18 protein-coding genes are annotated in these 20,408 nt (G+C 63.8%); 9 read left to right on the top strand and 9 right to left on the bottom strand.

Going from position 1 to position 20,408, the window contains the following annotated elements; translation table 11 throughout:
• The first annotated feature begins 138 nt into the window (after positions 1–138).
• Entirely contained in the window at positions 139–654 is a 516-nt protein-coding gene (locus CH251_RS00165; protein ID WP_094611291.1) for a GNAT family N-acetyltransferase, read from the top strand.
• On the opposite strand, the gene CH251_RS00160 is transcribed toward CH251_RS00165, so the two are convergent.
• Together CH251_RS00160 and CH251_RS00155 are read right to left on the bottom strand one after the other, a co-directional pair.
• Positions 651–1,037 (bottom strand): hypothetical protein, encoded by a 387-nt coding sequence (locus CH251_RS00160; protein ID WP_094611290.1) that lies wholly within the window; start codon positions 1,035–1,037, stop codon positions 651–653. The two genes, CH251_RS00165 and CH251_RS00160, sit on opposite strands and share 4 nt — an antisense overlap.
• 26 nt (positions 1,038–1,063) lie before the next feature.
• A complete protein-coding gene (locus CH251_RS00155; protein WP_256978724.1) occupies positions 1,064–1,624 on the bottom strand; it encodes a DUF3558 domain-containing protein in 561 nt (186 codons plus the stop codon).
• Between the two features lie 218 nt (positions 1,625–1,842).
• Between CH251_RS00155 and CH251_RS00150 the strand changes: the two genes are divergently transcribed.
• Positions 1,843–2,595: an ABC transporter ATP-binding protein gene (locus CH251_RS00150; protein ID WP_094611288.1), complete on the top strand. Its 753-nt coding sequence runs from the start codon at positions 1,843–1,845 to the stop codon at positions 2,593–2,595.
• Positions 2,595–4,991 (top strand): ABC transporter permease, encoded by a 2,397-nt coding sequence (locus CH251_RS00145; RefSeq protein WP_179275124.1) that lies wholly within the window; start codon positions 2,595–2,597, stop codon positions 4,989–4,991. The genes CH251_RS00150 and CH251_RS00145 overlap by 1 nt, the downstream gene beginning before the upstream one ends.
• Before the next feature lie 28 nt (positions 4,992–5,019).
• On the opposite strand, the gene CH251_RS00140 is transcribed toward CH251_RS00145, so the two are convergent.
• Positions 5,020–5,406, bottom strand: a complete 387-nt coding sequence (locus CH251_RS00140) for a hypothetical protein (RefSeq protein WP_094611287.1) — start codon at positions 5,404–5,406, stop codon at positions 5,020–5,022.
• Positions 5,407–5,433: 27 nt separating this feature from the next.
• Positions 5,434–5,967: a DUF3558 domain-containing protein gene (locus CH251_RS00135; protein WP_256978723.1), complete on the bottom strand. Its 534-nt coding sequence runs from the start codon at positions 5,965–5,967 to the stop codon at positions 5,434–5,436.
• Positions 5,968–6,460: 493 nt separating this feature from the next.
• On the opposite strand from CH251_RS00135, the gene CH251_RS00130 reads away from it, so the two are divergent.
• Complete coding sequence (locus CH251_RS00130) at positions 6,461–7,717, top strand: reverse transcriptase family protein (protein WP_094611285.1); 1,257 nt, start codon at positions 6,461–6,463, stop codon at positions 7,715–7,717.
• A gap of 81 nt (positions 7,718–7,798) precedes the next feature.
• Here the strand turns inward: CH251_RS00130 and CH251_RS00125 are convergent, their stop codons facing one another.
• From CH251_RS00125 to CH251_RS00110, 4 genes are read right to left on the bottom strand one after another with little or no spacing between them, the layout of a single operon-like run.
• Positions 7,799–9,931, bottom strand: a complete 2,133-nt coding sequence (locus tag CH251_RS00125; RefSeq protein ID WP_256978722.1) for an alpha-galactosidase — start codon at positions 9,929–9,931, stop codon at positions 7,799–7,801.
• A complete protein-coding gene (locus CH251_RS00120) occupies positions 9,928–10,857 on the bottom strand; it encodes a carbohydrate ABC transporter permease (RefSeq protein WP_082073862.1) in 930 nt (309 codons plus the stop codon). Before CH251_RS00120 ends, CH251_RS00125 begins: the two co-directional genes overlap by 4 nt.
• Positions 10,857–11,756 carry a carbohydrate ABC transporter permease gene (locus CH251_RS00115; protein ID WP_045197906.1) on the bottom strand — a complete coding sequence of 300 codons (900 nt, stop codon included), beginning with the start codon at positions 11,754–11,756 and terminating at the stop codon, positions 10,857–10,859. Before CH251_RS00115 ends, CH251_RS00120 begins: the two co-directional genes overlap by 1 nt.
• A gap of 58 nt (positions 11,757–11,814) precedes the next feature.
• Positions 11,815–13,110 carry an ABC transporter substrate-binding protein gene (locus CH251_RS00110; RefSeq protein ID WP_094611283.1) on the bottom strand — a complete coding sequence of 432 codons (1,296 nt, stop codon included), beginning with the start codon at positions 13,108–13,110 and terminating at the stop codon, positions 11,815–11,817.
• Between the two features lie 212 nt (positions 13,111–13,322).
• Here CH251_RS00110 and CH251_RS00105 point away from each other — a divergent pair, with 212 nt between their 5' ends.
• Genes CH251_RS00105 through CH251_RS00085 form a run of 5 tightly spaced genes read left to right on the top strand, consistent with a single transcriptional unit; the run spans position 13,323 to position 19,582 of the window.
• Positions 13,323–15,356 (top strand): beta-galactosidase, encoded by a 2,034-nt coding sequence (locus tag CH251_RS00105; protein WP_094611282.1) that lies wholly within the window; start codon positions 13,323–13,325, stop codon positions 15,354–15,356.
• Complete coding sequence (locus CH251_RS00100; RefSeq protein ID WP_094611281.1) at positions 15,356–16,174, top strand: DeoR/GlpR family DNA-binding transcription regulator; 819 nt, start codon at positions 15,356–15,358, stop codon at positions 16,172–16,174. The genes CH251_RS00105 and CH251_RS00100 overlap by 1 nt, the downstream gene beginning before the upstream one ends.
• 16 nt (positions 16,175–16,190) lie before the next feature.
• Entirely contained in the window at positions 16,191–17,306 is a 1,116-nt protein-coding gene (gene galT / locus CH251_RS00095; RefSeq protein WP_094611618.1) for a galactose-1-phosphate uridylyltransferase, read from the top strand.
• Between the two features lie 14 nt (positions 17,307–17,320).
• Positions 17,321–18,469 (top strand): galactokinase, encoded by a 1,149-nt coding sequence (galK, locus tag CH251_RS00090; RefSeq protein WP_094611619.1) that lies wholly within the window; start codon positions 17,321–17,323, stop codon positions 18,467–18,469.
• Positions 18,470–18,490: 21 nt separating this feature from the next.
• Positions 18,491–19,582 carry an ABC transporter ATP-binding protein gene (locus tag CH251_RS00085; RefSeq protein WP_094611280.1) on the top strand — a complete coding sequence of 364 codons (1,092 nt, stop codon included), beginning with the start codon at positions 18,491–18,493 and terminating at the stop codon, positions 19,580–19,582.
• Positions 19,583–19,589: 7 nt separating this feature from the next.
• On the opposite strand, the gene CH251_RS00080 is transcribed toward CH251_RS00085, so the two are convergent.
• The gene (locus CH251_RS00080) at positions 19,590–20,240 is read right to left on the bottom strand and encodes a cutinase family protein (protein ID WP_094611279.1); all 651 of its coding nucleotides are present in this window, start codon (positions 20,238–20,240) and stop codon (positions 19,590–19,592) included.
• Positions 20,241–20,408 lie beyond the last annotated feature (168 nt).

Here is a 20,408-nt window from a genome sequence, read left to right as displayed (position 1 = left end):
AGAAAGCGCAGGTCAACGCCAATTGCCAGGTCGTTTCGGCCGTCATGGCGAACTGTTGACAACTGTCACGTGCAACTACGGACCAGGTGTCACGTAAGTGCCCCGATGCAGATCAGGCGGTGGACCTATCGTGGCGGAATGGAATTCGGATTCGACGTGGGTTCGTATGCGGTCCGGGAGGTCGAGGGCAGCGATGGTCCTGAGGACTTCCTGGCGGTGTTCAACAGCAACCCCGAGTTCCTCGACGCGAGTACGTTGCACACCGGTATCACCGCATTCTCCACGGAGGATGTCGAGAAGTTCTTGTGGCACAACACGGTCATGGAGAATTCGCATTGTTTGGCGATTCGTGTCGCAGAACGAATCGTGGGAGTGGTGACGTTGCTGGTTCCGCATCCCCGCGAAGGTCAACCGTGGGTGGGGAGTCTGATCGTCGACGGGGACGTGGGCCACGATCGTGTGGCGAATCCGGTGTTGGCGGAGCTCGAGCGCATTCTTGCGGCACAGGGGTGGACCCGTGTGTTCGTGGGTCCGATGGTCAGCATGGTCGAGAGCATCGGATGGTGGCGTTCACTCGGCTATCTGCCGGTCGAACGGCGACTGGACAACGACAAACGCGAAGTCGAGGTCCATCGAAAAGTGTTGCGGTGCTAACCTCCCGGGGTCAGAGCGGTGACGTTCGCAGCTGTCTGGGTGTCGGTGGCCTCGGTCTCGTCGAAGTAGCGACGAAAGAGCATCCGCATCGACTCGATGACATCGATGTGCTGCTGAAGAATGACATCGAGAGAGCGATCGGTGCCGGTGGCCTTCCTGAGGAATCTGTCGCGCAGGTCCTGGGCGGACTTTAAGTCGCCCCAATCTTGGAATTCGCCCAGCTGGGTCGCCTGTGCTTGCATCTTTTGAAGGTGAGCGAGGTAGGTGACACAGGCTGCGTCGCATTTTGCGGCGACATCGGAGGGAATGGTGATCGTGCCGGCGTCGGCTTGGGCGTTGAGGTCTTGCCAATGTGCGATGAGGTTCGGCTGGGCGTCGGTCACAGTCTCGGCATCCTTTGATCGAAGATCTAGCTGGGAAATTCGGGATCGAGCTTTGTGACCACGGAGTTGAGCTCCACGCACGGGTCGTGCGCCGGTGTGCGGACGAGTGCGCCAGTGATCCAAGTTGCTCTTATCAATTCCGGTCCGGCGGTGAACGCGACACCGCAGTTGCGCGTCGAATCGGCATTGACCTGCTGATACTGGATGGCGTTGCGAGTGCCCACTCGAACGGGCTGGAGTCGATCGAAAGTACTCGGTTCGTCGATGTAGTCGATGCCTTCGAGCCCGACGAAGATCGAGAAGTAGTACACACCGGTTGGTGCCTGGTTCTCCCAACCACAGATCTTGAATCCGTATTGATCCCGTCCGAAGATGCCCGACTCCTTGGTGTCGACGCTCAGTCCCGCACGCTCGATGGCCTCGTCGGGGATGGTGCATGGGTCCCAGGGAGTCGGGGTGGAGGCGGTCGTAACAGCCGCACCACTCGATGTCGCGCCGGCGAGGGCGTCGCCATCGGTTGTGTCGGAGCAGCCAGCGACCACCAGAACTACCGCTACCACCGGTATCCATTGTCGTGCCCTACGCATTACCTCACCCATTTCTCGCGAACGTCTACATCCTTGGACGCAGCACGACCGCTTTCGGTTCCGGGATTACCGCTTTGCTCGCCCGTACCTCGATCAGCTTCATCTCCGCGGCCAGCACAGTAGCCGCAGTGTGCGACGGCCGGGGTAGGGCTGACCCACGGATTTTTCGTAGTGCGTGCGTCACTGTGCTTTGTTGATGAAACCGATTCGATGAGTAGATGATTCGACAGGATGAAGTTGCGGTTCGACTCGTCGGAGTTCGGAAGATTCATGGCGAGGGGCATCGTGCGGTTTCGGCTCTCGACGGCGTGTCGATGGACTTCGAGCGGGGGAGCTTCACTGCGATCATGGGGCCGTCGGGTTCCGGCAAGTCGACATTCCTACAGTGCGCAGCTGGCCTCGATCATCCAACCGAGGGCACCGTCACGATCGCAGGCTTCGATATCGCCGCGTTGGACGAGAAAGCGCGGACCGAGCTGCGGCGACGGCACGTGGGGTTCGTCTTCCAGGCGTTCAATCTCGTGGGTTCACTGACAGCGGCGCAAAACGTCGAGCTGCCAGTGCGATTCGCCGGTGATCGCGTTCCGACGAACGAGGTGACGGCAGCGCTGGCAGAAGTGGGGCTCGAGGATCGCGCGTCGCATCGTCCCGCTGAGATGTCGGGCGGTCAGCAACAACGGGTCGCCCTGGCGCGCGCTCTGATCACCCGTCCGGATGTGCTCTTCGCGGACGAACCGACCGGCGCATTGGACACTCGTACCTCGAAAGAGGTTCTGTCGTTGATGCGAAAGCTCGTCGACGATCGACACCAGACGACGGTGATGGTCACCCACGACCCGCTCGCCGCCTCGTATGCGGACAGGGTGATCTTCCTCGAGGACGGTCGCATCGTCGACTCGCTACAGATCGGCCGCAGTCGCTCGGACAACGCTGCGGTGATCACGGCTCGGATGGCTGGGCTGGAGAAGTGATGCTCGCCTGCGCCAACGTTCGCAAGCACTGGCGAAGCTTTCTGGCCGCGTTGTTGGCCACGACGTTCGGGGCAGCGCTGATCAGCGCCACACTCATCGTCTACGACTCCTCACGCCCGGTGGTTGCGCCGCGACTGGAGGGCGCAGCCGCGCTGATCTTGCCTGCACAGGCACAGAACGAGTTCGGTAACAAAGCAGACTTCATTCCTTGGAGCGCAGGACAAGCTGGGCAGATCGCCGACGATCTCAGCTCGGTACCAGGAGCGGAAGCTGTGATCATCGACCGATCGTTCTATGCCCAGCCGTTCGTCGACGGTGCGCCGATCGAGGACGAGGGAGCTAAAGAGGCCGGACACGGCTGGTCCAGTGCGCAATTGAAGCCGCACCGGTTGATATCCGGTGTTGCACCGTCGAATTCCACCCAGATTGTCGTCCCGAGTTCGGTGGGGATTTCTCCTGGAGATCCGGTATCGGTCAATCTCGCGTCGGGGATCGAGAGTTTCACGGTGTCGGGAACACTGGACGGTGAGGGGATCTACTTTGCAGACAACGTTGCAGCGCAACTCGATCCCGGAGTGCGCGCGATCGGGATCGTAGCGTCACCCGATTCGAGCATCGACGACATCGTGATGAAGGCCGAGCAGCGACTGGGCGAGCGAGGTCGGATTGCTACCGGCTCCGATCGCGCTGCCTTCGAACCGGAGTTCGTTTCACACCGAAGAAACCTCGGCACTCAGCTGGTGGCCGCGATGTCCGCATTGGGCCTGTTCACGACCGTCTTCGTTGTCGGATCGACACTCGCCCTCGCCATGTCCGAACGTCGGCGGGAGATCGGCTTGCTCAGGGCTGTCGGTGCGTCGCCGAGACAAGTTCGGCGCATGGTGCTCGGTGAGGCTGCGGCAATCGGCCTCGTCGGCGGTCTCGTCGGTGCTGCGTTCGGCGTTGCTGCAGCTCCGGCGCTTCGGATCCTGCTGTTGAACCTCGACGTCCAACCACCGGATTTCGAGCTTCGTATCTCGTTGTGGCCCTTGCTCATCACCGTCGGGATCGGGGTCTCGGTTGCGATGGTCGGTGCCTGGACAGTCGCTCGGTCCGCTACCAGGGTTGCTCCGATCGAGGCGCTGCTCGCCGCCGCAGTGGAACGACGTCCGATGACGAGGCCGCGGTGGGTCGCCGGACTTGTCGCGCTCATCGGCGGTGTGGGTGCGACAGTGCTGACAGCGACAACCGGATCCGACAGCAGAATCAACACCTCCATCGGTGCCGCCATGCTGTTGATCGTTGCTGCATCGCTGCTTGCACCGGTCGTGATCGGACCGATCGCGCGCATCGTGACGTGGCCGCTCGAACGCGGATCTCGTTCCGCAGCAATGATGCTCGTCAGAACGGAACTGACCACGAGTACCCGACGGGCAGCTGCTACCGCTGCCCCTGTCATTGCTGCAGTCGGCTTTGCGGTGCTCCTGAGCGGAATGGTGCAGACGATGGGAGAGGCATATCCGGCGGAACAGGCCGAGCAACTGCGTGGTCTGGCGCTCGTGACATCCGATGGAACAGCAGGGCTGAGCGATGAGGTCGTGGCCGAAACAGGTGCCGGCCCGGTCGGAACGCGAGCCGGTCTACCGACTCGGGTGTTCGTTTCGAGAGCCGCGAACGACGTTGTGGTCATCGACGCAGTGGGCAGCCTCGACGACCGGTATGCCGCCCCGGGACAGGCGGTGCTCGACGAGCCGACTGCGACGTTGCTCGGTGTCGAAGCCGGTGAGTCGATGTCGGTGCAGTTCGTGGACGGGAATTACGAGAACGTTGTGGTGTCGCAGGTGCTTCCACTCGATCCCGCCCGCGGGTCGTTCGTGCTACCTCGTGACGCGGTGCGCAGTCACGATCCGTCAGCGTTGACCGATATCGTGTTCCTGCCGGAAGATCAGGCACCGACACACGTGACCTCCGGTGCAAAGGTCGAGGACGCCTACAGTTTTGCGCTGCAGGACTACATGGTCGACGCACGTCTCACCATTTGGCTTGCGACGGTGTTGATGGCAATGACGGTGGGATACAGCGGGCTTGCGATTGCGAACAGCCTGGCAATGTCGGCATATCGTCGCGGGCCCGACACTGCTGTTCTGAAAGCCTCCGGAGGCACTGCCCGCCAGCTGCTGTCGATGGCCGTCGGGGAGACCGTGATCGTCGTGGCGATCGGTTCCCTGTTGGGCGTACTGGTCACTGTGCCGCCGCTGTACGGCATGGCGGCAGGCCTGTCGCAGGTGACGGGAACCGAGGTCGGTCTGCACGTCGATTGGCCGTCCGTGGTGTGGGTGGTCGCGGGATGTTCGGCCCTTGCGCTGGTGGCCACCGTGACAGTGACCCGACGGGTGCTTCGGGTGCAGGCGGGATAGGGGTGCCGACGAAAGGTGTTGTGCGCCCTCAGTTCGGCGGAGTCAGAGCGGTGACGTTCGCAGCTGTCTGGGTGTCGGTTGCCTCGGTCTCGTCGAAGTAGCGACGAAAGAGCATCCGCATAGATTCGATAACGTCTATGTGCTGCTGAAGAATGATGTCGAGAGAGCGATCGGTGCCGGTGGCGAGGCGTCCGAACCGGGCTTGAAGATCCTGCGCGGACTTCAGGGCGCCCCATGGAGTAGCGACATCCATCGCTCGAGCGTCAACCTTCATTTTGTCGAGGTGCGCGAGGTAGGTGACGCAAGCGGCGTCGCATTCGGCGGCGACGTCGGAGGGAATTGTGATTGTGCCAGCGTCGGCTTGGGCGTTGAGATTCTGCCAGTGAGCGATGAGATCTGGTTGGGAATCGGCCACGGTTTCGACATCCTTCTTTTCGACAGTTTAGGTGGGTAGCTCGGAATCGAGCCGAGCGACAATTTCGTTGACTTCCGTGCAAGGGTCGTAAATGGTGCGATCGACCAGTGCGCTCGTATTCAGTGTCGCCATCACCAGTTCGGTCCCAGCAGTGAAGGCGACCCCGCAGTCGAGGGACGAATCGGACGCGACCTGCTGAAATTGGGTAGCCGCACGTGCGCCTATCTGCACGGGTTCGAGCCGATCGAAACGACTCGTGTCGCTGATCCAGTCGATGGTTTGGAACCCCACGAAAATTCGCACGTAGTACTTGCTCTCCGGCGTCGCCTGGTTTTCCCACCCACAGATCTTGAATCCGAATTGATCCCGCCCGAACACCCCGGACTCCTTGGTGTCAACGTTCAATCCCGCTCGCTCGATGGCCTCGTCGGGGATGGTGCATGGGTCCCATGGCGTCGGCGCGGAGGTCGTCGTGGTGGCCGCCCCACTCGATGTCGCGTCGGCGACGGCGTCACCATCGGTGGTGCTCGAGCAGCCCGCGGCGATCAGCAGCACCGCCATCGCTGGCATCCATCGTCGTGCCCTACGCATTGCCTCACCCATTTCTCGCGAATGTCTACGTCCTTGGACGCAGCCGAGCTCGTGATGGTTCCACGACCTTCGGATCGAACCTGGGCGTTCAGAATCGCAGTCGATCGGCGGGTAGTTGCGCGCCGTGGACGATAGTGAACCATGAGGTGCGGCCGTAGATCTCCGACGTCATGGGCGCGGTCGAATCGATTCTTCCGTGACGGTCCTGCGGGCAACGCGCTGACAGATCTGCCTCCCTTTGGCATGGTGGAGAGATGCAGCGGCGCGTGGGCGAGAGTTGGTCCGCGGGACCGGTCTCAGGGGTAACCCCTGGGTACATCACGAGAATCGAGCACTGCGTCCGAAGCAGCTCAGCACGCTACGCGTGCCCGCCTGCTCCGAGGACGAAAGATTTCGGTCGCCCCGCGCCGTTGCATGTCACAGCCTTGCATTTCACAGCGCTGCACCCGATCGGTAGCCGCCTGTGACCGAACGCGAATTGACCCCACCGGCCGCCGCGACTCTGGCGCGCCTGGCCGCCGATGCCGAGTGGACGCGGTCGGGGCTCGAGGTTGCGTTCGCACGTTTTGTGCCAGTCAAGGCATCGTGGTTGGCGGATCGGGTCATCAATCTGTATCCCAGCCCGCCGTTCGACGAGGCGTCGATCTTCGTTCTGCTGCGCGACCTTCCGTTCATTCCGGAGCCGTCCGTGTCGTCACAGAGACCGACGCGTAACAGTGAAAAGCCCTGGCGATTCGAGGTACCGCGATACGAGACCACCGGCCAGCTCGCGCGGTCGCTGGACCTGACGATCTCGGAGATCGAATGGTTCGCCGATCTGCAGGGCAGGCTCCGCACCGCGCCGTTCCCGCTGCAGCACTATCGATCTGCGCGACTCGACAAACGTCAGGGGATTCGACTTCTGGAGGTCCCGAAACCACGCCTCCGTGAGATTCAACGAAAGATACTGCGGCGCATCCTCGATCGCATCCCTGCTCATCCGGCCGCGCACGGCTTTCGCACGGCACGCAGCCCCAGGACGTTCGCAATGCCGCATTCCGAACGTGACGTCGTGATCTCGGTGGATCTTCGGCGCTTCTTTCCGTCCATCGGCTTCGATCGCGTGGTCGCGATCTTCGAGGCGGTCGGCTATCCCAGGAAGGTCGCGGCGAATCTCGCCGCGCTCTGCACGACGGTCACCCCGGCAGCTGAATTGGTCGGCGTGGACCGCCCCACTGCGGCGCGGCTGCGAGCCACCCACTTGCCGCAGGGCGCGCCCACGTCACCCGCGTTGGCGAATCTGGCTGCGCGACAGCTCGATATCCGGGCCGCAGGCCTGGCGCGGTCCGTCGGTGCCCGCTACAGCCGCTACGCCGACGATCTGGCGTTCTCCGGTGGTGCAGACATCGACGTGGACAGACTGCTGTGGCTGATTTCTCAGATCGCCCACGACGAAGGCTTCACGATTCATCCCGACAAGACCCGGATCAGGCGTGCGCATCAGCGACAACAGCTGACCGGACTCGTCGTCAACGCGTGGCCGGCAGTGCCCCGAGAGGAGTACGACAATCTCAGGGCACTGCTGCACAACTGCATCAGCACCGGACCAGCCGAGCAGAACCTGCATGACCACAACGACTTCCGAGCTCACGTATACGGACGCATCGCCCGGATCGGCGAAACGAACGAAACGCGTCGAGCAAAGCTGCTGAGCATGGCGTCCCGGGTGAATTGGGACTGAAGCGGCGAATCGGCTCCTCGGATTCGGATTCCATCCTCTGATCGCAGTCGGAAATCCAGAACTGAGGAGCCGATTCACAGTTCAGACGGCTTGCACCCTGAGCAACACCCCGGTCTGCGGGAACAACACCGGTAGCGCCACGCCCGCGTGCGCCAACATCGAACCCGACAGTTCGACCACTCCGCCGTCGGCGATCCACGGCGGCATTGCGATTCCGTTGCCCAGATCGCTGAGTTCCCGAACGAATTCGACCCGGTACCTGACGGCCGAATCGAGGCCGGGAAGCCGAACCCGATCGGTGCGGTCCTCGGGCGAGGTGTCCATCCGTACTACCGCATACACGGCCTCCGAGCGGTCCGCAGCCACGACGCCGTGCACCCAGACACTCGGGTCCGGATGGTCGGCGCGTACCACGTTGCCGGTGTGGAGCAGCCCGCGCAATTCCTTGTACAGCGAAGTCCACGACCGCAGGTATTCGTGATCTTCCGCCGCCAGCTCGGTGACGTCCATCTCCAGCCCGGCATGGCCGAACAATGATGTCAAGCAACGGAACTGAAGAGTGGACCACCGACCGGACGTGTGCGCGATCTGCGGACCGACGTGCGATCCGATCAGCTCCGGCGGCAGCAACTGCGTCGTCCACCGTTGCAGGCGTTGACGTTCCAGCGGATCGTTGGTGTCCGACGCCCACACCCGGTCGGTGTGTTCGAGGACCTCCAGATCGATGCGGGCGCCGCCGGAAGCACAGGACTCGAACTCGATGTTCGGATGCCGCGAACGCAAGGCGTCGAGCAACCGACAGAACGCCGAAGTCTGAGCATGCACCGCTGCCCGTCCGTCGGAATCGACCGCCAACATCAGGTCTCGGTTGTGGTCCCACTTCACGTAGTCCGGTCGCTCGTTCGCCAACACCGTATCGATGGCAGAGAGGAGATACTCGAACACGTCCGGACGGGTCAGATCCAGCACGTGCTGGTGACGCCATTCCAGGGGTATTCGTCCGGGAGCCGTGAGCAGCCAATCCGGATGCGCGCGAGCAATATCGGAATCCAGGTTGACCATCTCGGGCTCGAACCACAGGCCTGGACTCATACCGAGTCCGCGAACGTGATCGAACAGCGGGGCCAGCCCATCGGGCCAGACTCCCTCGTCCACCTGCCAGTCGCCGAGGCCGGCTCGATCGTCGCGTCGATGCCGGAACCAGCCGTCGTCGAGCACGAATCGTTCGACGCCCACGTGCGCGGCGACGTCGGCGATCCCGCGGAGCCGGGTGAGATCGTGATCGAAGTAGACGCCTTCCCACACGTTCAACACCACGGGCCGCGGCGACGTGGGATGCGCGGGTCGCGATCGCATCCATCGGTGCAACGATTGCGCAGAACCATCAAGTCCTGCAGCGGAATACACGAAGTGCACCCACGGAGTCGTGTAAGTATCGCCGTCTTCCAGTACTACCTCGCCTGGCGCGAGCAGCTCTCCGCCGCCCAGCACTCCCGAGGCCTGGCCGGCCCGCTCGGGTAGACGCTCGGCCAGATGCAGGTGATCGCCGCTCCAGGCGACATGTGCGCCCCATACCTCGCCAGTGCGAAAGCCGAAGCCTTCACTACCGGCGGTGAGAACCAGGGTGGCGTCGTGCCCGGTTCTACCGCGTCGTGAGGCACGCACGGTCGAGCCGTGGTCGAACCGTCGCCGCTGTGGGGTACGTTCGCGGCAATGCCGCCCCGTCAGGTCGAGTAGTTCGGTTGCATTGTCCGGCAACGGCATCAGTGTCACCACGCCGTCGACGGTCAAGGGTCCACCGGAGACGTTCCGGACACTCTGACGCACCCGCAACGATCCGCCGACCTCGAGCGACAACTCGATCGACCACGCAATTCCCAACTCGGAGTCGGACGCCTCGACCTCACAACGGAAGTCGTCGGCACGAACAGCGACGTCGCCCCACCGTGGGTACTGCACCGACCCATTGCGGTGCAATGCCAGAGCCGGTGTTCCCTGCCAGGCGTCGTCGCCACCGGGTGCAAGGGTGAGCCACCGGGGCACATCCACGCTCGAATGCGGAACAGCGGGGATCGCGGCCTTCCGCAGCTCGGTGAGGTCGTGCTCGGACAGCTCGCCCAGATCGGTACCCCAGTGCAGCACAGCCGGAACGGCGGTGGACGACCGGCCGAGGATCACCATGACACCGTCACGGCGAAGGACGGAAAAACTCACTTGTTGGCACCCATCGTCAGACCGGACACGAAATGGCGTTGCAGCGCAACGAATACGAGCACCGTCGGTAGAGCCACCAGCACCGAGCCCGCGGCCAGCAGGTTGGTATCGGTGAAGAAGCTACCCTGCAGATTCTGCAGCGCCGTCGTCACCGGGAGCTTGTCGCCGCTGACCATCAGGGCCAGAGCCCAGAAGAAGTCGTTGTAGATCCACGTCACCATCAGCGTGGCGAGAGCGGCCAATGCCGGACGGCACAGTGGCATCACCACCTGCCAGTACTGGCGGAACAGGCTCGCTCCGTCGACGGTGGCGGCCTCGAGCAGTTCGTGCGGCACGGTTTTCATGTAGTTGCTCAGCACGAACACACAGAATCCGGTTTGGAACGCGACGTGCACGATGATCAGACCCCAGTAGCTGTCGTACAGCGAACCGGAGGAACTCATCCAGTACGGAACGGGAATTGCGTTGTACAGACGAAAGAGTGGCGTGAGCAGTGTCTGCTGGGGCAGCAGGTTGCCTGCGATGAACACCGCGAGCATGAAGATGTTGAACTTCCAGCTGAAGCGGGCCAGGATGAACGCCGCCATCGAGCCGAAGAACAGGATGAGCAGTACCGACGGCACGGTGATGATCAGCGAGTTGAAGAAGTAGTGCGGGATCCCGCCGATCTGCCACGAGTCGATGTAGTTACTGAACGTATAGCCGCCGACGGACAGGTATCCGTTGAGCAAGACGTAGTCGTAGTCGCGGAACGAGTTGTACACCGCCCACACGAGCGGGAACATCCAGACGAGCGCCATGACGGTCAGCAGCACGTAGATCGCGATCTGGGCGGTGCCGGCGCGCCGACGGTTGGCGACGGCGGCGCGGTTGCGGGTCAACGGATCGCGCTCGGGAGGTGCTGTGCGGGTGAGTGAAGTGGTCATCAGTCTTTGCTCCGAAGAACGATGGCGAGGTACAGGGCGATGAAGACGAGAGAGATGAGAAGCATGACGGTCGCGAGGGCCGAGCCGAAGCCGATGCGGCCTGCTTCACCTACGACGTTGGCCGTGACCAACGCCGATATCAGTTCCAATCCGTTTCTGCCCCTGTTGATCACCCAGACCAGGTCGAAGGCGCGCAGTGCCTCGATGACGGTGATGACGACGATGAGCAGATTGGTGTTCTTCATCAGCGGGAAGATGACGCTGAAGAACGTGCGGATCGGCCCGGCACCGTCCATCACCGCGGCTTCGCGGACGGACGGATCGATGGCCTTGAGGCCGGCCAAGTACAACAGCATGATGTAGCCGGTGTGACGCCACCCTGCCGCGACCATCACGGCCCAGATGTTGATGTCCGGGTCGCCGAGCCAGTCGACGTCGGTGCCCAGCAGGCTGTTGAGGACACCGCCCTCGGTGGAGTAGATGAGTTGCCAGATGAAGCCGATGAGGGCCATGGACAGCACCACGGGAATGTAGAAGATGCTCTGGTAGAGCCGAGATCCTTTGAGGTTCTTGTCCAGAAGGATCGCCAGCAGGATGCCGATGACGGTAGGGACGAGGAACAGGAACACCAGCCACAGCACGTTGTTGTGCAGAGCCTGTTGGAACGGTGGGTACGCCTCGACGGCATCGACGTAGTTCCGAGTGCCGATCCACTCGATGCTCGACGTGCCGCCGATGCCGTCCCAGCGGGCGAACGACAGGATCACCGTGAAGATCGTCGGAATCCAGACGAGACCGATGACGATCAGCGCGGGGACTCCGAGCATGAGCGCGATGGTCCACTTCTCGCGAACACTGCGCCGAATCTTCGGCGACTTGACCCGTTCGGGTGCGGTCATGGCATTACCTGATCTCGATGTCGAGTGGATGATGGGGGCCGAATCGCACTGCGCACGATCATGTTCCGAACACCGCCGACTTCTGGCGTTCGATACTGCGTACCAGGCCGTCGACATCGTTGGGGTTGCCGATGAACTGTTGTAGGGCCGGGATCATGACGATCGACGCGAAATCGGGACGGGTATCGCGGTCGAAGAACTGCGTGATCTCCTCGGCGTTCTGCACCAGATCAGCCGATTTGCGCACCAGCGCAGGGAAACTCGACAGGTCGGCGTCACGGTGAGCGGGAATGGCCTGCGGATCCTGCTTCGCGTATGCGACGGCAGGGTCGGGTCCGGTCATGTAGGTGAGGAAGTCCTCGGCTCCGGGCCGGTTACGCGGGTCGGTGCGCATCATGAACCCGTCCATCGGTGCCTCGACCGTGGACGTTCCGACGGCGGAGTCGAGTTCGGGGAAGGTGAAGAAGTCCAGATCGTCGCGCTCGGCACCGGCGGGGAAGCTCTGGGCGACGAACATTCCGGCGACGAGCGAGCCGACGCTCTTGTTCAGCAGTGCCATCTGCGCATCGGCGATCTTGCGGCCCAGTGGTTGTGGCTGGTGGAACGGCAGCAGTTCACGCCAGGTGTCGAACACCGAGCGCACGCGATTGTCGGTCCAGCTCACGTCGCCGGCGAGCAGGGTTCGGTGGAACTCGACGCCGTTGAGTCGAAGATTCAGATAGTCGAACGTTCCGAAGGGCGGCCATCCGTCGCGGGCACCGAAGCCGATCGGGGTGAGGCCGTCGGCCTGCATCTGCTTGCTCAGTGCCACCCACTGGTCGTACGTCGCCGGGGGCTCGTACCCGCGCTCGGCCCACAGGCTCGGCCGGTAGAACACCGCCCACGGATAGTAGAAGAACGGGATCAGGTACTGCTTGCCGTCCATGCCGGTCGAGTTCTCGCGGAAGCTCTCGTTGAAGCCACCGCCGTGGTTCGCCCAGATCGGCGACAGGTCCTCCACCAGCCCCTTCTCGGCGAAGTACTTCACCCGATACCCACCCATCCAGGTGATGACGTCGTCGGGCGTGCCCTGGAGGTAGTTGTTGACGTTCTCCTGGAACGACGTCGAGTCGACGGTGTTGACGGCGAGCTGTCGCCCGGTTTGCTGTCGGTACATCGCGACGAAGTCCTCGACACCCAGTTTGGAGTTGGGGTCGGACAAGCGTGACCCGAGCGTGGTGACGTTCGGGTCGACGCTGTTCGAGCATGCCGACAGCGCGCCACCGGCGGTGATCGCACCCGCTGCGACGAGCGCTGACCGCAGGAAGTCGCGTCGGGACGGCTGCCACGTGCGCGGCCACTCGTGTGGGTTCATGGAAGTCCTTCGACGAGAAGTATCGATAACGATCAGAAATGAACATCTACGCGGTAGGCCCCGCGTCGCTTCTCTGACCATTCGGGGTGATGCAGGTTACAGAAACACGACGCAACGGCGTCTGTCAAGCCCCTGGAGGGCCGCTCACCTGCATCAGTAAGAAAATGTTCATTCATGTTGACATCTGAGAACCGCTCGTTCATATTGTGAGCATGGACACAGCGCGACGCAGCACCTGGCCGACCCAGGGAATCTCTTTCGGCGGCGACTACAACCCCGAGCAGTGGCCCGAGGACGTCTGGCGACGCGACGTCGAGCTGATGCACGAGGCCGGCGTCGACTTCGTGACCGTCGGTGTCTTCTCCTGGGCTCGCCTGCAGCCGACCGCGTCGACGTGGAACTTCGAGTGGCTCGACCGCGTCATGGATCTGATGCACGAGGGCGACATCCGCGTCGACCTCGCAACGGCGACGGCCTCACCCCCGCCATGGTTGGCCACCGCTCACCCGCAGATGCGTCCGGTCGACGAGCGCGGCTACCGCTACGCCATCGGCAGCCGTCAGACGTGGAGCCCCAGTTCCGCTGTGTATCGCGAACATTCGCTCGTGCTTGTCGAGAAGATGGCGCATCGCTACGGCGAGCACCCCGCCCTGGCGATGTGGCACGTCTCCAACGAACTCGGCTGCCACAACGCACTGTGCTACTCCGACGACAGCGCGCATGCATTCCGAGAGTGGCTCAGCGCCAGGTACATCGACCTCGAGACCCTCAATACCGCCTGGGGAACCGACTTCTGGAGCCAGCGCTACAGCGACTGGGACGAGATCGTTCCGCCCTCGGTGAGCACCACGTTCGGAAACCCGACGCACCAGCTCGACTGGCGCCGCTTCTGCTCCGATGCCCTCCTCGAGCAGTACCGCGCCGAGAAGGCCGTGCTGAACCGGATCACCCCGGACGTGCCGGTCACCACGAACTTCATGGTGGGTATGGGCCAGGGCCCCGCGCTCGCGGGCAACATGGACTACGCGTCCTGGGCCCCCGAGCAGGACATCGTCTCCACCGACCACTACCTCGTCGGACCCGAGACCGGCGACGCCGCAGCGCATCACAAGCTCTCGTTCTCGGCCGACCTCACCCGTGGCGTTGCCGGCCGTCGACCCTGGTTGTTGATGGAGCATTCCACCAGCGCCGTCAACTGGCAGCACATCAACCGCGCCAAGGTCCCCGGTGAGATGATGCGCAATTCCCTGGCGCACATGGCACGTGGAGCAGACGGTATCGCCTACTTCCAGTTCCGTGCCTCCAAGGCGGGCGCTGAGAAGTTCCATTCGGCTCTGGTTCCGCACGCGGGTGAGGACTCCGCCCGCTGGCGCGAGGTCGTCGAACTCGGCGCGGCGCTGCGTCGCATGGCCCCGGTGGCAGGCAGCACCGTCGATGCCCGAGTTGCCGTGCTCTTCGACTGGGCCTCGCAGTGGGCGTGCGAGCAGGAGGGCCATCCGTCGATGGCGATGCAGCCCATGGAGATTGCCCGACGCGCACACCGCGGCTTCACCTCCGCCGGCGTGACCGTAGACGTCGTTCCGTCGTCCACGGACCTCAGTGGCTACGACATCGTCGTCGTGCCGGCTCTGTACCTGTGCAGCGACGAGACCGCGGCGCGGATAGCCGACGCGGCCGATGCCGGCGCGCAGGTACTGGTCACCGCATTCTCGGGAATCGCCGACGAGGACGACCACGTGCGACTCGGCGGCTACCCGGGCGCATTCCGCGAGCTGCTCGGCGTCCGAGTCGAGGAGTTCTTCCCGCTCGCCGACGGCGAGACGCTCAAGCTCGACGACGAGACCGTCGGCGAGATCTGGAGCGAATATCTCACCGCGGCGGAGGATGTCGACGTGCTGGCGCGGCACACCCGGGGCCACCTGCGGGGCGTCCCCGCGTTGACCAAGCGCACCGTCGGCAGCGGCGCGGCCTGGTACGCGGCCACCGTGCCCGACGCGGCAGGCTGGGCCTCACTGGCCGACAAGCTCTGCGCTGCAGCCGAAATCGACACCCGACGCGACCTCGGATCGGACGTGGAGATCGTCCGACGGTCGGCGGGGGAGCAGTCCTGGCTCTTCGTGCTCAACCACGGAACCGACAAGGTCAGCGTGCCTGCCTCGGGTACCGATCTGGTGGGCGGCGCACAGATCGACGGCGAACTCATCCTGGCCGCAGGCGGCAGTGCCGTGATCGCCGAGAACCGCTGATGCTCGCCCATCAGCGTCAGCAGAAGATCCTGGACCAGGTGACGGCCGAGGGCGCGGTCAAGGTCGCAGATCTCGGTGCTGCACTGTCGGTGTCGGACATGACCATTCGACGCGACGTCAACGAGCTCGTCGCCCGCGGTCTGGTCGAGCGGGTGCACGGCGGCGTGACGTTGCCGCGATCGGCCAGCGTGTTCGAGCCGGGGTTTTCGGCCAAGTCCGAACTCGATCGAGATGCCAAGGCCGCCATCGCCCGTGCCGCAGCACGATTCGTGCGGCCCGGGACCTCCATCGGCATCTCCGGCGGCACCACGACGCACGCACTCGCACAGGAACTGCTCGACGTTCCGGACATCACCGTCGTCACCAACTCCCTGCCCGTCGCCGAGGTCTTCCACACCGGTGGCCGGTCGGATCAGACGGTGCTGCTCACCGGCGGACAGCGCACGCCGTCCTACGCGCTCGTCGGACCTCTCACAGTCAGTGCCCTGCAGAGTATCCACCTGGACATGCTGTTCCTCGGCACACACGGTGTGGACATCGAATCCGGGCTCACCTGCCCCAATCTCATGGAAGCACAGACCAATCAGGCACTCGTCGCGTCGTCTCGACGCGTCATCGTCCTTGCCGACCACACCAAGTGGGGTGTTCGCGCGCTGGCCAACACCATTCCGCTTTCGCGCGTCGACGTATTCGTCACCGATGCCGGACTCGACCCCGGCGTCCACGAGGCGTTGTCCGAGACGGTCGACGACGTGGTGATCGCCGGAGAGCAATCCCCCGACACGAACGAGGAACGAGCACTCGATGACCGCGCATGACGCCACGACGCACTCGATGCGCAAGACGTCGACCACTCTGGCCGACGGCCGTGAACTGATCTACTACGACGACACCGAGCCCTACCTCTCCGGTGGAGCCACCCGCGATCTGGTCGATACGCGAGCCCTCTCGCCGTCGATGTCGCAATCGCAGATGCGATTCGACATACTCACCGGTGAATGGATCGTCATCGCCGCGCAGCGGATGGACCGCACGTTCCTGCCGCCGGCCGACGCGTCGCCGTTGGCACCGAGCCGACCGGACCGTCCGGCCACCGAGATCCCGGCGGCCGACTACGACGTGGTGGTGTTCGAGAACCGCTTTCCGTCTCTGTCCGAAACTGCAGCGCAGCAGTCGCTTCCGACCGAGGTGGACGGCGAAGCGCTGTGGTCGTTGGCACCCGGCACCGGTCGGTGCGAGGTGATCTGCTTCGCCAGTGACCCCGATACGTCCTTCGTGGCGCTGGAGCTCTCTCGCGTCCGCACCATCATCGACGTCTGGGCCGATCGCACCACCGCGCTGTCCGCCATCCCCGGCGTTGCGCAGGTCTTCTGCTTCGAGAACCGCGGTAAGGAGATCGGCGTCACTCTGACCCACCCGCACGGTCAGATCTACGCCTACCCCTACCTCCCGCCGCGCACCGATGCGCTGATCCGTCAGTCTCGCAAACACTTCGAGCGAACCGGCCGAGTTCTGCTGGCCGACGTGCTTGCCGCCGAGCTCCGTTCGGGTCGACGCATCGTCGTCGACGCCGAGCACTGGGTTGCGTACGTGCCTGCAGCATCGCGGTGGCCGGTCGAGGTACATCTCGCTCCGCGTCGCGACGTCGCAGATCTCGCCGAGTTGACCGGTGCCGAGCGCGACGAGCTGGCCGTGGTCTATCGGGGTCTGTTGCGCGGAGTCGACGCATTCTTCGAGGGCGTCGACGAGGTGCCGTACATCGCGGCGTGGCACCAGGCACCCGTTGGAGCAGATCGCGAACTGGGACGCCTGCATCTGCAACTGTTTTCGATGATGCGCTCACCCGGTCGGATGAAGTTCCTCGCCGGTTCGGAATCTGCGATGGGGGCCTGGATCAACGACACCACTCCCGAGCGGATCGCGGACCGGATGCGCGAGGTACTGGCGTGAACTGGCTCGACGTGATGGCCGACGAGGATCTCGCCGACGGTGCAGCAGCGTTGTTCCGCAGTACATTCGGCGGTGATCCCGACGGCGTCTGGATCGCTCCGGGTCGCGTCAACCTCATCGGTGAGCACATCGATTACGCAGGCGGACTCGTGCTGCCGTTCGCGCTGCCGTACGCCACCGCGGTGGCAGTGCGTCGCCGCGAGGACACCACGATGCGTGCCGTGTCGACGCACACCGACCGGTCGTGGACCGGTGAGCTCGGCGAGATCGGTCCGGGCAACCCTTCGGGTTGGGCGGCCTATGTGGCCGGGGTGTCCTGGGCACTTCTGGAGCATGGAGTCGGCGGAGTCGACGTGGCCGTGCACTCCTCGGTGCCGGTGGGTTCGGGGCTGTCGAGCTCGGCGGCCCTGGAATGCTCGTTCGCTCTCGCGCTCGACGACCTGTTCGATCTTCGCCTCGACCGAAAAGTATTGATCGAAGCCAATATTCGCGCCGAGAACGAGATCGCCGGCGCGTCGACGGGCGGCATGGATCAGAACATCGCGATGTCGGCCGAGCGAGGACACGCGCTGCTGCTCGACTGCCTCGACGGTTCGACGCGTCAGATTCCCCTCGATCTGGCCACGTCGGGGACTCGCCTGTTGGTGATCGACACCAACGCCCCGCATCGTCTGGTGGACGGTCAGTACGGAGCCCGGCGCGCCGCCCTGGATACGGCGTACGCCGAACTGGGGGTGACGACGCTACGGGGTCTCGACCTCGAGCGGGCGGTCTCGGGACTCGTCGACGAGACCTTGATCGCGCGAGTTCGCCACGTCGTCAGCGAGATCGGTCGAGTCGAGCAGGCCGTCGAGCTGCTGGACCAGGGTGTTGCAGGTGCCGAACTCGGTGAGCTGATGACCGCGTCGCACACGTCGTTGCGAGACGACTACGAGGTCAGCTCACCGGAACTCGACAGCGCTGTCGACGCGGCCCTGCGCGCAGGTGCGCACGGAGCGCGGATGACCGGCGGTGGATTCGGCGGCTCGGCCATTGCGCTGGTGCCCTCGGATCTCGTTGTGGCCGTGGCGGACGAGATCACCTCCAGCGCAGCAAGATACGAACTGCCGGAACCCACCTTCCTCACCGCCGAGCCCGCCGGCTCTGCGCACAGATTCTTCTAACCCATACAAAGGAGCACTCCCATGGCACAGGTCACGTACGAAGGAGCCACCAAGCTCTACCCGGGATCGGACGTCGCAGCAGTCGAATCGCTGGACCTCGCCATCGAGGACGGCGAATTCCTCGTCCTCGTCGGGCCTTCCGGCTGCGGCAAGTCCACCTCGCTGCGGATGCTCGCCGGGCTGGAGGACGTCGACTACGGTGCCATCAAGATCGGCGACCGGGACGTCACCTCGCTGGCACCCAAGGAACGCGACATCGCGATGGTGTTCCAGAACTACGCGCTGTACCCGCACATGACCGTTGCCAAGAACATGGGCTTCGCACTGCAGATCGCCGGAATGGACAAGGCCGAGGTGAGCCGACGCGTCGAGGAGGCTGCGAAGATCCTCGATCTCACCGACTACCTGGGTCGTAAACCCAAGGCGCTCTCCGGAGGTCAGCGTCAGCGCGTCGCAATGGGCCGCGCGATCGTGCGCAACCCGCAGGTGTTCCTCATGGACGAGCCGCTCTCCAACCTCGACGCCAAACTGCGCGTGCAGACCCGTACCCAGATTTCGCTGCTCCAGCGCAGGCTCGGCACCACCACCGTGTACGTCACTCACGATCAGGTCGAGGCCATGACCATGGGCGATCGCGTCGCCGTCATGAAAGCCGGTGTGCTGCAACAGTGCGCCAGCCCCAAGGAGCTCTACGAGCGCCCGGTCAACGCATTCGTCGCAGGATTCATCGGATCGCCCGCGATGAACCTGTTCGAGGTGGACGTCGTGGCCGGTGCTGCGAAACTCGGATCGCTGTCGGTGCCCATCGAGCGCGCGATCTCCGACCGAATCGACGGCAGCCGAGTCACGATGGGCGTCCGACCGGAAGCGTGGACGCTCTCCGACTCCGGTACCGACATCGTCGTCGACGTTGTCGAGGAACTCGGTGCGGACGCCTACATCTACGGCCGCACCGTCGAGGACGCGTCGAACCTCGGAACCGTCGGCGCGCAGATCATCGCGCGAATCCCCGACATCGCGACCCCGTCGCAGGGCGATGTCCTCCGAATCGCCCCCCGCGCCGAGGCTGCCCACTACTTCTCGACCACGACGGGATTGAACCTGCGCCGCTGATATTCGGTCAGCTACGAACTCGATCCGCAGCGAACTGGGCACCGTCGGTGGTCGACCCGTTGGTTCCGTACCGAAGGTGCGCGAGAACATCGAAGCCGCCGATCTGGCACACCGGGTCGCCGACGGCGCAGAAGCTCTGTGTGCGCGGGCCGTACGTGACGCTGGCGGTCTCGATCCTGCTGCCGCGGAGCCCGAGCGGGTTGCCGAACACCACTATCGCGTCGATGCGGTCGGCGATCTCCGCCGGAATGACGGCTCCGGTGAGGCTGCTGCTGGTCCGCACACCCACAGCGTTGGTCACCACGGTGGCCCCTTGTGAGTAGCCCGCGATCACGAACGTCGTCGACGGGCATGCCGCTGCGACGGATGTGAGGTGTGCGACGAGGTCCCGTGATCCCGGGCCTGCGCTGGCCTGGGTGAAGTCGGCCGCGTAGTTCACCGCGTACGTACCGACCGAGCGGTCCGACAACTCCGACTTCAGCCGATCGACGAACGGCGTGCCGGTGATGCCGAGACCGGGGAATTCCCCGGTGCCGCGAGCGAACGACACATCGACGTCCGAGCACGGGGCAGCGTTCGCCACACCGGCGGGCTGTGCCACGAAGAATGTGGAAACAGCCAGTGCTGTAATCGAATACGATGCCAGGCGCTTGTTCATGGAGTTTCTCCTAGGTCGGTGACTGTGCAGGTCGAACCATAGCCGTGTCGTACCGACAGGTCCGAAATTTCTGTCCGATGCGATCTCCCCAACTCTCGCTTCTCAACGCCTGTTGCGCTAGTCTCCTCGGCGGGGTGAGTCCGATCTGCACCATTTGCGGATCCATAT

Origin of the sequence: Rhodococcus sp. 06-462-5 (assembly GCF_002258315.1) — a bacterium.
Lineage (GTDB): Bacteria > Actinomycetota > Actinomycetes > Mycobacteriales > Mycobacteriaceae > Rhodococcoides.
Note: the sequence above shows the minus strand (reverse complement) of the source record. Positions and strands in the feature narration are given on the sequence as shown.

Bases quoted from the DNA above. Each gene is read 5' to 3' on its own strand.
- CH251_RS00085 (WP_094611280.1), top strand. From the start codon at position 18,491: ATGGCACAGGTCACGTACGAAGGAGCCACCAAGCTCTACCCGGGATCG.
- CH251_RS00110 (WP_094611283.1), bottom strand. From the start codon at position 13,110: ATGAACCCACACGAGTGGCCGCGCACGTGGCAGCCGTCCCGACGCGAC.
- CH251_RS00135 (WP_256978723.1), bottom strand. From the start codon at position 5,967: ATGGCGGTGCTGCTGATCGCCGCGGGCTGCTCGAGCACCACCGATGGT.
- CH251_RS00145 (WP_179275124.1), top strand. From the start codon at position 2,595: ATGCTCGCCTGCGCCAACGTTCGCAAGCACTGGCGAAGCTTTCTGGCC.
- CH251_RS00150 (WP_094611288.1), top strand. From the start codon at position 1,843: ATGATTCGACAGGATGAAGTTGCGGTTCGACTCGTCGGAGTTCGGAAG.
- galT (WP_094611618.1), top strand. From the start codon at position 16,191: ATGCGCAAGACGTCGACCACTCTGGCCGACGGCCGTGAACTGATCTAC.
- galK (WP_094611619.1), top strand. From the start codon at position 17,321: ATGGCCGACGAGGATCTCGCCGACGGTGCAGCAGCGTTGTTCCGCAGT.
- CH251_RS00105 (WP_094611282.1), top strand. From the start codon at position 13,323: ATGGACACAGCGCGACGCAGCACCTGGCCGACCCAGGGAATCTCTTTC.
- CH251_RS00165 (WP_094611291.1), top strand. From the start codon at position 139: ATGGAATTCGGATTCGACGTGGGTTCGTATGCGGTCCGGGAGGTCGAG.
- CH251_RS00120 (WP_082073862.1), bottom strand. From the start codon at position 10,857: ATGACCACTTCACTCACCCGCACAGCACCTCCCGAGCGCGATCCGTTG.
- CH251_RS00080 (WP_094611279.1), bottom strand. From the start codon at position 20,240: ATGAACAAGCGCCTGGCATCGTATTCGATTACAGCACTGGCTGTTTCC.
- CH251_RS00100 (WP_094611281.1), top strand. From the start codon at position 15,356: ATGCTCGCCCATCAGCGTCAGCAGAAGATCCTGGACCAGGTGACGGCC.
- CH251_RS00155 (WP_256978724.1), bottom strand. From the start codon at position 1,624: ATGCGTAGGGCACGACAATGGATACCGGTGGTAGCGGTAGTTCTGGTG.
- CH251_RS00115 (WP_045197906.1), bottom strand. From the start codon at position 11,756: ATGACCGCACCCGAACGGGTCAAGTCGCCGAAGATTCGGCGCAGTGTT.